This window comes from Bordetella petrii (genome assembly GCF_000067205.1).
GTDB lineage: Bacteria > Pseudomonadota > Gammaproteobacteria > Burkholderiales > Burkholderiaceae_B > Bordetella_A > Bordetella_A petrii.
In genome coordinates this window covers 113945-125819 of the sequence record NC_010170.1, presented here as the reverse complement: position 1 = coordinate 125819, position 11875 = coordinate 113945, and the positions used below count along the sequence as shown (strand labels likewise).

Annotated in this window: 10 protein-coding genes; 9 read left to right on the top strand and 1 reads right to left on the bottom strand. The window is 67.0% G+C overall.

Features of this window, described 5'->3' with window-relative positions:
- Position 1 precedes the first annotated feature (1 nt).
- Positions 2 to 1060: a fimbrial protein gene (locus BPET_RS00550; protein ID WP_012247139.1), complete on the top strand. Its 1059-nt coding sequence runs from the start codon at positions 2 to 4 to the stop codon at positions 1058 to 1060.
- 65 nt (positions 1061 to 1125) lie between these two features.
- Here BPET_RS00550 and BPET_RS00545 read toward each other — a convergent pair whose 3' ends face one another.
- Entirely contained in the window at positions 1126 to 1998 is an 873-nt protein-coding gene (locus BPET_RS00545) for a DMT family transporter (protein ID WP_012247138.1), read from the bottom strand.
- Positions 1999 to 2181: 183 nt separating this feature from the next.
- Here BPET_RS00545 and BPET_RS00540 point away from each other — a divergent pair, with 183 nt between their 5' ends.
- From BPET_RS00540 to BPET_RS00505, 8 genes are all read left to right on the top strand, one after another.
- Positions 2182 to 3087 (top strand): AraC family transcriptional regulator, encoded by a 906-nt coding sequence (locus BPET_RS00540; RefSeq protein WP_012247137.1) that lies wholly within the window; start codon positions 2182 to 2184, stop codon positions 3085 to 3087.
- Between the two features lie 66 nt (positions 3088 to 3153).
- Positions 3154 to 3528, top strand: coding sequence for a YkvA family protein (locus tag BPET_RS00535; RefSeq protein WP_012247136.1), 375 nt, complete (start codon positions 3154 to 3156; stop codon positions 3526 to 3528).
- Positions 3529 to 4968: a DUF2868 domain-containing protein gene (locus tag BPET_RS00530; RefSeq protein ID WP_012247135.1), complete on the top strand. Its 1440-nt coding sequence runs from the start codon at positions 3529 to 3531 to the stop codon at positions 4966 to 4968. It begins immediately after the preceding gene.
- Positions 4955 to 6358: a GTPase/DUF3482 domain-containing protein gene (locus tag BPET_RS00525; RefSeq protein WP_012247134.1), complete on the top strand. Its 1404-nt coding sequence runs from the start codon at positions 4955 to 4957 to the stop codon at positions 6356 to 6358. Before BPET_RS00530 ends, BPET_RS00525 begins: the two co-directional genes overlap by 14 nt.
- Positions 6359 to 6605: 247 nt before the next feature.
- Positions 6606 to 7589 carry an IS110 family RNA-guided transposase gene (locus BPET_RS00520; protein ID WP_012247065.1) on the top strand — a complete coding sequence of 328 codons (984 nt, stop codon included), beginning with the start codon at positions 6606 to 6608 and terminating at the stop codon, positions 7587 to 7589.
- Between the two features lie 634 nt (positions 7590 to 8223).
- Positions 8224 to 9828, top strand: coding sequence for an ABC transporter substrate-binding protein (locus tag BPET_RS00515; protein WP_012247133.1), 1605 nt, complete (start codon positions 8224 to 8226; stop codon positions 9826 to 9828).
- Between the two features lie 133 nt (positions 9829 to 9961).
- Entirely contained in the window at positions 9962 to 10933 is a 972-nt protein-coding gene (locus BPET_RS00510; RefSeq protein ID WP_012247132.1) for an ABC transporter permease, read from the top strand.
- A 10-nt stretch (positions 10934 to 10943) separates the two neighbouring features.
- Positions 10944 to 11870 carry an ABC transporter permease gene (locus tag BPET_RS00505; protein ID WP_012247131.1) on the top strand — a complete coding sequence of 309 codons (927 nt, stop codon included), beginning with the start codon at positions 10944 to 10946 and terminating at the stop codon, positions 11868 to 11870.
- Positions 11871 to 11875: the final 5 nt, after the last annotated feature.

Genomic DNA, 11875 nt, shown 5'->3' with positions numbered 1-11875 from the left:
CATGTATCAGCATTGGATCAAGCTGCTCGTCGTGCTGGGGGCCCTGCTGTCGCTGCCGCAGGCCGCGCTGGCGCTGTCGTGCAAGGACGCGCAAACCGAATCGGTGCGGCGAGTCATCTCACTGACCGAGGACATTTATGTGTCGACGGGCGACATCACACCCGGCAAGCTGCTGTGGCGGTCGGAGAACTTCACGGTCAGCTTCCGCTGCGTGGACGACCACAACTACCCGGGCGGAGAAAGCAGCTATTTCTACTGGGACCCGGCCGACACGATGAGTCAGATCGACCCCGCGATCGCGGTAGGCATCACCTTGAAGTCGGTGAACTACCAGCTCATCAAGGGCCAGCACGAACTGGCCGGCCCGGGCACCAGCCCGCCCGCCACCCGCGCCAACTGCACGATGTACTGGAACAACTCGTCGGCGCCGCGCTGCGCGACCTCGCAACAAGTAACCGTGACGTTTTCCGTGTACATCGTCGCCACGGGCGCGCCGCCCCCGGCCAGCGGCCAGGTCAACAGCCTGGGCACCTACGACTTGTTCCAGATCGACGGCGTAGGGGGGCTGAACGACCGCCCCAACTCGAACTACCGCGCCGCGATCTCGGGCCTGGGCCGCATTCACTTCATCTCGTGCAACCCCGACATCCGGGTGCGGGCCAACGCCGGCAACGCCATCGATTTCGGCCGTATCCCGTCGAGCCAGGCGCGCGCCGGCGCCATCCAGCGTTCGATACCGTTCGTCGTGGAGGTGAACATGAGCGGTCCGAACTCGGGCAACCAGTGCAGCGGCCGCGCGCTGGTGGGCAGCTTCAGCACCTCGCAACCCCTGCAGGAAGGCACGACGATACTGCCCCGCAACGACAGCGGCTTCGGCATCGTGCTGTCTGACGCCGACACCCCCACGATCCCCATCGCCATGAACACGGCGGTGCCATTGGGAGTGGTCAACAGCACGACGGTGCAGCACGATTTCATTGCGTCGCTCAAGTGGCTGAGCGACACGCCGCGCATCGGGCCTTTTCACGCCACGGCCACCATCGACGTGTCGTTCAGGTAGCGGCCAGGCCGGCTGCGGGGTTCCGCACTCCGTAGCCGGCGGCGCCTTCCCGGGTTGCGCCGGGCTTACCTCGCGCGCCGTGCGAACACCAGCACGTTGCCCAGCATTACCAGCGCCAACCCCGCCACCGCGGGCAGCGTCCATCGATACCCTTCCGCCACGGTGGAAATGCTGAGCGCCACCACTGGAAACAGCACCGTGCAGTAGGCCGCGCGGGCCGGCCCAAGACGGCCGACCAGGGTCAGGTACGAGGTAAACGCCACGACAGAACCGAAGAACGCCAGGTACAGCAAGGCGCCCACGTAGACCGGCGAAGGGTCGAAATCGAACGACTGGCCCGTGACCACGCACCCCGCCAGCAGGACGAGCGAGCCGTACAGCATGCTGTAAGCATTGCCCGTCAGCGGACCGATGCCGGCACGCTGCTGCGCCGAAGACAGCATGTTGCCGGTGGAAAAACACAGCGTGCCCAGCAAGGCCAGCCCCAGGCCCAGCATCGTTTCGTGGCTGGCCTGCTGGCCGGCCACCTCGGGCCAGAAAAGCAGCACCAGGCCGGCCAGGCCAAATGCGCCGCCCAGCATGACGCGCGGCGCGATGCGCGTGCCAAACCACAGGCGTGCATTCAAGGCGTTCCACAGGGTGGAGGCGGAAAACACCACCGATACCAGGCCGCTGGAAATCCACTGGGTGGCGCTGTAGAAGCACAGGAAATTCAGGCAGAACAGACACAGGCCCTGACCCAGGCACAGCAAGTGCCCGTGGCGGCTGAGGCGTTGCAGGCGGCCCAGCGCCACCAGGCCGGCCAGCATTACCACCGACGCCAGCGCGAAACGATAGAGAATCGATACGGGAATGGCGACCACCCCCAATTGCAGCTTGATGGCCATCCAGGTCGAACCCCAGATAAGCACGGTGAGCAGGTACAGGAACAGATTCACGATGTAGGCCGTAGAAAAAAGGGCAATCGGCGGCAGGCGCCGGGGCGGGGCGGGCACGGCGCCGCCCCGACTGCAGTCTAGGCCCGCCGCCGCCGGCGCGATTGCCGGTTCTTGCGTTTTTTGCCGCCGGGCCGGCCGGCGCGCGCACGCGCGCGGGGCAAGCTGGCGTACGATTAACCAGCCATGAACAAGCTCGCATCGGCGCCGTCCGATTTCACCCTGTTCCATACCCTGCGCGACGCCGGCGTCCATCTCGACCGCGCCGCGTCGCTTGGGACCGGCCTGGCGGTGGCCCAGTGGAACCGCGACCAGCGCGCCGGCCGCGCGCTGATGGACTACGATACCCCCGGCCACCACACGCTGTCGCTCTACCTGCGGGGCGGCGAAACCTGTTTCCGGCTCGGCCTGCACGACCTGCGCGGCGGCGCCGGCAAGTTCTGCGTACTGCCCGACCAGCATCATTCGCGCTGGGCCATGAATGAAGACGTGCGCTTCCTGCACCTGTACATCGCCCCGCAGCGCCTGGCGCGCGAGGCCGTCGTGCGGCTCGACCGCGAGCCGCGCGAGCTGGAGCTGCGCGATCGCACATACATCCAGGATCCTTCTCTGGCCGACTCCTGCCGGGCGCTGCTGGCCGCCGACTGGAACGTACCGGCGGCGCGCCTGGCCGCCAGCAGCGCCGCCGAGGCCGTGCTGCACCACCTGCTGGCCCATGGCACCGGGCGGCCGGCGGGCCGCGCCGCCCCGCTGGGCGGCCTGGCGCCCGTCGTACGGCGGCGCGTGCGCGACTATATCGAGGCCCACCTGGCCGACCCCCTGACGCTGGACGTGCTGGCGGGCGTGGCCGCGCTGTCCACGTATCATTTCGCGCGCATGTTCCATGCCTCGTTCGGCGAACCCCCGCACGCCTGGGTGCTCGGCCGCCGCCTGGCGCGGGCTCGCGCGCTACTGTCGTCCACCGCCCACGACCTGGCCGCCGTGGCGCGGGCCTGCGGATTCGGCAACGCCAGCCACCTCAGCCGGGCATTCGTGCAGGCTGCCGGAATCACGCCCGGCCAGTACCGGGCCGCCGTGCGCGCAGGCCGCTAGGGCGCGCCGCGCCGGTCTACAATGGGCCATTGACCATGAAGACCGGGCCGCCGCGCCCGACCCGCCATGCCAATCGCCAATCCCACCTACGAAAAGGCCTATTCCGACCAGCGCTTCTGGCGCAAGGCAACGCGCCATGCGTCGGCGGCGGGCCGGCAGGCGCTGGAAAAAGCCCTGTGGCTGTACTACGCGGTGCAGAACCCGGGCACGCCCAAGTGGGCGCGCCGGGTCATCTACGGCGCGCTGGGCTATTTCGTGCTGCCGCTGGACGCCATTCCCGATCTGGCGCCGCTGGTCGGCTATACCGACGACCTGGGCGTCATGACGGCCGCACTGGCCACCGTGGCGTTCTACATCAACGACGACGTCAAGCACCAGGCCAGCGCCAAGCTGCACGACTGGTTCGGCGCTTCCGCTTCCACCACGACCCGCGCCGGCTGAATGGCCACTCATGCCCTCGGCGCCGCGCCGGCGCCCGAGCCGTCCGGGGCCTGGCAGACACACTGGCTCGCCGAGGCCATCCGGCTGCGCGAAGAGCATTGGGGCCCGCTCGAAGACGCCGAGGCCGTGCGCCAGGCGCGCCTGGCGCCCGATACCCTGGAAGACCGCATCTTGCTGCGCGCGCGCCTGCTGGGTCGGCGCGAAGGGCTGGACAGCCTGGTGGCCCGCTGGCGCCAGGGCGCCATGCTGAGCCTGGCTATCTTGTTACTGGCCGCGGTGGCAGCCGGCATTGCCTCGGCGGCCGGCGCGTTGGGCGACGGTACGCGGCCGGTCAATGTGCTGTGGGCAGTAGGCGCGTTGCTGGGCGTGCATGCGTTGACCTTCCTGCTGTGGCTGGCCTCGTTCTTGTTGCGGCCGGGCGCGGCCACCGGCCTGGGGCGGTTGTGGCTGTGGGCCACCCGCAAACTGGCGCGCGGCCCCGATGCGGCGCTGGTGCCGCAGGCCCTGATGAACCTGCTGGGACGCGCCGGCGCGCTGCGCTGGGTGTTCGGCGCAGTCAGCCACGCGCTGTGGCTGGCCGGCCTGGCCGCGGCCCTGGCCACCCTGCTGATCATGCTGTCTACCGCCAGCTACCGTTTTGTCTGGGCCACCACGCTGCTGCAACCCGATACCTTCGTCGCCCTGACACGCCTGCTGGGCTGGCTGCCGGCCCAGTTCGGCTTCGCCGCCCCGGCCGATGCCATCGTGCGCGCCAGCGACGGCCTGCAGGCGCTGCCTGCCGCGGCGCAGGCCCAATGGTCGGTGTGGCTGATCGGCGTGGTAGCCATATATGGCGTGCTGCCGCGCCTGCTGGCCGCAGCGCTGTGCCTGGCCCGCGCCGCCCGGGCGCGGCGCCGGCTGCGCATCGACACCGCGTTGCCCGGCTATGCCACGCTGCGCGACCGCCTGCTGCCGCCCGTACAGTCCACCGGCATCGACCGCCCCGCCGACCCGCTGCACCAGCCCCAGGTCGGCCCCGGGCGGCTGGCAGACCTGGGCGACCAGCCGGTGCTGGCCGGGTTGGAACTACCCGCCGACGTGCAGTGGCCGCCGGCCGGTTTGCCCGCGCAGGTGCTGGATGCCGGCAACCTCGATTCCCGCGAGCAGCGCAATCGCCTGCTGGACGCCCTGGCCCAGGCCGGCGCGCGGCGCCTGCTGATCGCCTGCGACATGCGGCAGACGCCCGATCGCGGCACGCTGGGCCTGATCGCCGCCTTGGCCGGCAAAGCGGGCCAGACGCGCGTCTGGCTGTCAACGTTCGGTGCGCCGGCGGCCGGGGGACCGGCCCGGCTGGATGCCTGGCGCGATCGCCTGACCGCCGCCGGCATGGCGGCCGACGCTATCCTGAGCGATGCCGACCAGCCGCTGCGCTGGCTGGAGACCGATCATGACAGTCGCTGACATGCTCAAGATCGCCGTAGTGGGCCATACCAACACCGGCAAGACCTCGCTGCTGCGCACGCTGACGCGCGACAGCGGTTTCGGCGACGTGGCCGACAGCCCCGGCACCACGCGCCACGTCGAGGGCGCGCGGCTGCGGCTGGACGGCCGGCCGGTGCTTGAATGGTTCGACACGCCCGGCATGGAAGACAGCATCGCGCTGCTCGAGTACCTGGAACGCCTGGATGAGCCCGGCGCGCGCCGCGACGGGCCGTCGCGCATCCGCCGCTTCCTGGATTCTCCCGAGGCGCACCGACGCTACGAACAGGAAGCGCGCGTGCTGGCCAAGATGCTCGATTGCGACGCGGCGCTGTATGTCATCGACGCCCGAGATCCGGTGCTGAGCAAGCATCGCGACGAACTGACTCTGCTCGCGGCTTGCGGCCGCCCGCTGCTGCCGGTGCTGAACTTCGTCAACGCGCCCGCCCACCGCGCCGCCGAATGGCGCGACGCCATGGCCCGGCTGGGCCTGCATGCCGCGCTGGAATTCGACACGGTGGCGCCGCCGCTGGATGGCGAACGCCAGTTGTACGCCAAGCTGGCCGTACTGCTGGACCGCCATGCCGTCACCCTGAACCGCCTGTCCGACGAACTGGAGCGCCAGCGCCGCGAACGCAGCCTGGCCGCCTGGCAACTGGCCGCCGACCTGCTGATCGACGTGGCTGCGCTGCGCGTGGCCAGCCCCGCCGATGACGAGGCCCTGCAGGCTCATGCCGCCACGCTGCGCGACCAGGTGCGGCGTCGCGAACAGGCCTGCGTGGATGCGCTGCTGGCGCTGTACAACTTCCGCCGCAGCGATTACGCCGAAGACGATTTGCCGCTGGCGGGCACCCGCTGGGGCATGGACCTGTTCCACCCGCAAGCCCTGAAAGACATGGGCATTCAGCTCGGCGCCGGCATGGCGGCGGGCGCCATGGCCGGCGCGGCGGTGGACCTGTTCAGCGCCGGCCTGAGCCTGGGCACGGGCATGCTGATCGGCGCCGCGGCCGGCGGGTTGTGGCAGGGCGTGGAACGCTTCGGCGGCCGCATCCTGGGCAAACTGCGCGGATACCGCGAAATCACTGTCGATGACGCCGTGCTGCGCCTGCTGGCGTTGCGCCAGCGACAGTTGGTTCATGCCCTGGAACGTCGCGGCCATGCCGCCCGCGACCCGTTGCGGCTGGACCAGCCGGCCGACCAGGCATGGCGCGCCGGCCGCCTGCCCGACGCCCTGAAAGAAGCGCGCAGCCGCCCGGAATGGTCGGCCCTGGGCAAGGGACACGAAGACGATGAGCGCCGCAAGCGCGTGGTAGCCGACCTGGCGCGCAGATTGGCCGAAGACACGGGCGCGGCAGCGGCGCCAGAAGCCTGAAAGGCGGTATCGGTGTCTGACACCCTTGTATCTTGAGCGCGGTAGTGATTAGCTATCGCTACTAGCGGATCCGGTGAGTTTGTTCTGACACGGAAAGCCTGGACTTTGTGACGCAGATTAGGCCCCGGATTCGCGCCTCTGAGAGCCGACTGGATGCTGGACGGTAGCCTAGGGCATAGTGACCCTGCATGAACAAGGCAAGTGGGCGCAGTGGGCTTGGGGGCCATTTTACTAGGAGTCCAAGTCGATGTTTTTTCTGGGAATTGACGTCTCAAAGGCCAAGCTCAACTGCGCGCTGGTCGGCGCCGAGGGCGATAAGCGCAAGACCAAGGTGGTGGCTAATACGGTGGCCGGGATTCAGGCGCTGTTAGGCTGGTGCGCCAAGCAAGGCGCGCAGCCCGAGCAGTTGCACGTGGTGCTCGAGCCGACCGGGCCGTACCACGAGCAGGCGGGCACCGCGTTGCATGAGGCGGGGGCCACGGTCTCGATGATCAATCCGGCGCAGGCGCGCGATTTTGCCGGTGCGCTGGCGGTGCGCACCAAGAACGATGAGCTCGACAGCTACGTGCTGGCCCGCTATGGCCAGGCGCTGTGCCCGCCGGCCTGGCAGCCGGCGCCGCTGCACGCGCGGCAACTGCGCGCGCTGCTGGCCCGGCACGAGGCGCTGGCCAAGGATCTGCAGCGTGAGCTCAACCGGCAGGAGAAGGCCCAGTTCGGCCAGTCGCCCGAGCCGGTCACCGGCTCGATCGACAAAAGCGTGGCGTTCCTGACCGAGCAGATCAAGCGTCTGGAGCGCGCGATCAACGACCATATCGACCGCCATCCCGACCTGAAAGAGGACCGGGACCTGCTGACCAGCATCCCGGCGGTCGGCCCACAGACCGGCAACGCGTTGCTGTCGATCATGCATAACCGGCGCATTGAATCGCCGCAGGCGTTGGCGGCCTATCTGGGCCTGGTGCCCGTACAGCGCCAGTCCGGCACCAGCCTGAACGGCCGGCCTCGGCTGTCCAAGACCGGGCCGGCTCGGGTGCGGGCCACCCTGTACATGGCCGCGGTCGTGGCTGTGCGCCATAACCCCCACATACAGGCGCTCTATGCCCGCCTGCTGGCCGCCGGCAAGAGCAAGATGGCTGCTCTCGGCGCCGCCATGCGCAAGCTCGCTCACTTATGCTTCGGCGTGCTTAAAAACCGCACCCCTTATCGCAGCGATTACGCGTTACCCGCTTGACTGCCAAGACGGTATCTGCGGGAGTCAGACACCTGTGCCGTGCGTGTGCCAGATGCCCGGCACACCGGAGACTCAAGCGCCCGCCCCATGCCTGTGCCAGGTGTCCGGCACACTGCGGATTCAGGCACCCGCACCATGCTTGTGCCAGGTGTCCGGCACACTGCGGATTCAGGCACCCGCACCATGCTTGTGCCAGGTGTCCGGCACACTGCGGATTCAGGCGCGCGCGTCATGCTTGTGCCAGGTGTCTGACTCCCGCAGGGTGTCAGACACCGACGCGGCCATGAGAATTCGCGCGGGAAGGCAGTGTTTTCCACGCCCCGCAACCAAGTACTAACCCCAAGTCAAAACGATTGACGCTTAAATCAATGCCTCTATAAGATTCGTCCTACATTGGCGCGGTCAGTCCGGGCCAAAAAGAATCACCGAGGTCAGGTTTATCGTGAATCCGAAGCCCTATGCAGTGATCGCCACCGCTACGCCCGCGTCTGCGCGCGCGGCCGCCCGCCTTCATCCGCAAGACCTCGCATTGTCGTAAAGCAGTACGCCGTGCCCCCGGCCTGATCTGAATAGGGGCGGGGGCCCTGTCACTTCTGTCGCGCGATCCCGCGCATCACACGGAGCAAAAAGGGCTATGCGTATCACACCATTCATCAAGAAATCGGCGCTGGCGCTCGCCGTTTGCGGCGCCATGCTGGCGAGCCCCGCGCATGCCAAGACCCTGCATTGGGCCTACCAGGGCGACGCCACCTCGATGGACCCGATGGCCCTGAACGAGACGTTCACACTGGGCTTTCAGGGCAACATCTACGAAACCCTGGCGGGCTATGACGGCGACATGAAGCTCACGCCGCTGCTGGCCGAAAACTGGGAAAACACCGAGCCCACCAAATGGGTGTTCAAGCTGCGCAAGGGCGTCAAGTTCCACGACGGCTCGCCCTTCACCGCCGACGACGTGATCTTCTCGTGGAAGCGCAGCCTGACGCCGGGCTCCGACATGAAGGGCTACGGCGCCAAGGCGTCCGACGTCAAGAAAATCGACGACTACACCATCGAAGTCACCACGCCCACGCCCAACCCTATCCTGCCGCGTGAGTGGACCTTCCTGTACATCATGAGCAAGTCGTGGTCCGAGAAGAACAAGACCACCGAAGCCACCAACGTCAAGGGCGACAACCAGGGCAACTACGCCAACCTGCACGCCAACGGCACCGGTCCGTTCATGCTGGTCGAGCGCCAGCCCGACGTGAAGACCGTGCTCAAGCGCTACGACGGCTACTGGGACAAGAACATCAAGACCAATATCGACGAAGTGGTGTTCCAGCCCATCTCGCAGGAAGCCACCCGCGTGGCGGCCCTGATCTCGGGTGAAATGGACATCGTGCAGCCGGTGCCGGTGCAGGACTGGCAGCGTCTGGAAGACGCTCCGGGCGTCAAGCCGCTGACCGAACCCGAGGCGCGCGCCATCTTCATCGGCATGGATCAGCACCGCGACGAGCTGCTGTTCTCGAACATCAAGGGCAAGAACCCGTTCAAGGACGCGCGCGTGCGCGAGGCCGTGGTGCTGGCGGTGGACATCGAAGCCATCAACAAGAAGATCATGCGCGGCGCCGCCAAGCCGCTCGGGTCGCTGGTGGCCACCTCGGTGAACGGCTACGACGACTCGTTCGGCAAGCCCTACAAGCCCGATCCGGCCAAGGCCAAGAAGCTGCTGGCCGATGCCGGCTACCCTGACGGCTTCGAGGTCACGCTCGACTGCCCGAACGACCGCTACGTCAACGACGAGAAAATCTGCCAGGCGGTAGCGGGCATGCTGGCGCGCGTAGGCATCAAGATCAACCTGCTCGCCCAGACCAAGTCCAAGTACTTCGGCAAGATCCTGCTGCAGGCCGGCAACCAGACCAGCATGTACATGCTGGGTTGGACGCCGAGCTCCACCGACGCGCACAACGTGCTGCTGAACCTGGCCGCGTGCCGCGACAGCAAGACGGCGGCGGGCCAGTTCAACCTGGGCGGCTACTGCAACCCGAAGGTCGACGAACTGACCAACAAGATCGGCGTGGAAACCGACCAGGCCAAGCGCAACGCCATGATCAAGGAAGCCTTCGACATCGTGCGCAACGACTACGGCTACCTGCCGCTGCACCAGCAGCCCATGTCGTGGGGCATTAAAGACAAGCTGCAAGTCGTGCAGCGCGCCGACGACGTGCTCGACCTGCGCAACGTCGTCATGCCTTAAGGTGCCCGCCCCGACGCGGGGCGGCGCCATCGCTTGCAGGTGTCTGACTCCGTAGGTGTCAGACACCTGGCCGCCCGCCGGACGTTTCCGCCTTGCCGGCTTCACGGCCGGCCAGACAACAGGACGCTGATTCATGCTTTTTTTCATCGGGCAACGCCTGCTGCAATCTGTGCTGGTCATGCTGACCGTCGCGCTGATCGCGTTTGCCATGTTCCGCTATGTGGGCGACCCTATCGTCAGCATGGTCGGCCAGGACACCACTGAAGCCCAGCGCGCAGAACTGCGCGAACGCCTGGGGCTTAACGACCCGTTCGTGGTGCAGTACGCGCGCTTCGTGCGCGACGCCGCGCAGGGCAATTTCGGAATTTCGTACCGCCAGCGCCAGCCGGTCAGCGACCTGATCGAGCAGCGCCTGCCGGCCACGCTGGAACTGTCGTTCGTCTCGGCCCTGATGGCCCTGGCCTTCGGCATACCCATGGGCATCTATACGGCCCTGCGGCGCCACGGCGCGTTGTCACGGGCTTTCATGGCCCTGTCGCTGGCCGGCATATCGCTGCCTACCTTCCTGATCGGCATCTTGTTGATCCTGGTATTCAGCGTGCAATTGCGCTGGTTGCCCAGCTTCGGTCGCGGCGAAGTCATCGCCATCGGCGGCTGGACCACCGGCCTGTTGACGCGTTCCGGCCTGGCCGCGCTAATCCTGCCGGCCATTACCCTGGCGCTGTTCCAGATGACGCTGATCATGCGGCTGGTGCGGGCCGAAATGCTGGAGATTCTGCGTTCGGATTTCATCAAGTTCGCGCGCGCCCGCGGCCTGCCCGAACGGCTGATCAATTTCCGCCATGCGCTCAAGAACACCATGGTGCCGGTCATCACGATTACGGGCTTGCAGCTGGGCTCGATCATCGCCTTCGCCATCATCACCGAAACCGTCTTCCAGTGGCCAGGCATGGGGCTGCTGTTCATCCAGGCCATCAGCACCGTCGACATTCCGGTGATGGCGGCGTACCTGGTGCTGATCGCGTTTTTCTTCGTCGTGATCAATCTTATTGTCGACATCCTGTATGTGGTGGTCGACCCGCGCCTGCGCGTGCAGAGCAAATAAAGGAATCACCATGACTGCCCGCATCGCACCCTGGTTCGCCCGCGCGGCCGACAGCGACCTCTGGTACAGCTTCAGAACCTCGCCTAGCGCCGTGATTTCGGCCATCGTCACGCTGGCCATCCTGGTTGGCGCGCTGTGCGCCCCCATCATCGCGCCGCACAACCCGTTCGACCTGGCATCGCTGAACATCATGGATGCCAACACGCCGCCTGCCTGGAACCCCGATGGCAGCGCCGAATTCCTGCTGGGCACCGACGACCAGGGCCGCGACATTCTTTCGGCGATTTTGTACGGCTCGCGCGTGTCGCTGCTGGTGGGATTTGCCTCGGTGCTGTTCTCGATGGTGCTGGGCGTGTCGCTGGGCCTGATCAGCGGCTACGTGGGCGGCCGCGTCGACAGCATCATCATGCGCATCGCCGACGTGCAGTTGTCGTTCCCGGCCATCTTGATCGCGCTGCTTATCGACGGCGTGGCGCGCGGCATATTGCCGCGCGACATGCATAACGAACTGGCCCTGTACGTGCTGATTTTCGCCATCGGCATCTCGGGCTGGGTGCAGTATGCGCGCACCGTACGCGGCTCGACCATGGTCGAGCGCAACAAAGAATACGTGCAGGCGGCGCGGCTGATCGGCATCGGCCCGCTGACCATCCTGCGCCGGCACATCCTGCCCAACGTCATGGGGCCCGTGCTCGTGATCGCCACCATTCACCTGGCCATCGCCATTATCACCGAAGCCACCTTGTCGTTCCTGGGGGTGGGCGTGCCGCCCACCGCGCCGTCGCTGGGCACGCTGATCCGCATCGGCAATAGCTACCTGTTTTCGGGCATGTGGTGGATCTCGATTTTTCCGGGCATTGCGCTCGTTGCATTAGTGCTGTCGGTAAACCTGCTGGGCGACTGGCTGCGCGACGCGCTCAACCCCAAGCTGCGCTGAAGGAC

Bases quoted from the DNA above. Each gene is read 5' to 3' on its own strand.
- BPET_RS00515 (WP_012247133.1), top strand. From the start codon at position 8,224: ATGCGTATCACACCATTCATCAAGAAATCGGCGCTGGCGCTCGCCGTT.
- BPET_RS00535 (WP_012247136.1), top strand. From the start codon at position 3,154: ATGCCAATCGCCAATCCCACCTACGAAAAGGCCTATTCCGACCAGCGC.
- BPET_RS00530 (WP_012247135.1), top strand. From the start codon at position 3,529: ATGGCCACTCATGCCCTCGGCGCCGCGCCGGCGCCCGAGCCGTCCGGG.
- BPET_RS00510 (WP_012247132.1), top strand. From the start codon at position 9,962: ATGCTTTTTTTCATCGGGCAACGCCTGCTGCAATCTGTGCTGGTCATG.
- BPET_RS00550 (WP_012247139.1), top strand. From the start codon at position 2: ATGTATCAGCATTGGATCAAGCTGCTCGTCGTGCTGGGGGCCCTGCTG.
- BPET_RS00505 (WP_012247131.1), top strand. From the start codon at position 10,944: ATGACTGCCCGCATCGCACCCTGGTTCGCCCGCGCGGCCGACAGCGAC.
- BPET_RS00520 (WP_012247065.1), top strand. From the start codon at position 6,606: ATGTTTTTTCTGGGAATTGACGTCTCAAAGGCCAAGCTCAACTGCGCG.
- BPET_RS00525 (WP_012247134.1), top strand. From the start codon at position 4,955: ATGACAGTCGCTGACATGCTCAAGATCGCCGTAGTGGGCCATACCAAC.
- BPET_RS00540 (WP_012247137.1), top strand. From the start codon at position 2,182: ATGAACAAGCTCGCATCGGCGCCGTCCGATTTCACCCTGTTCCATACC.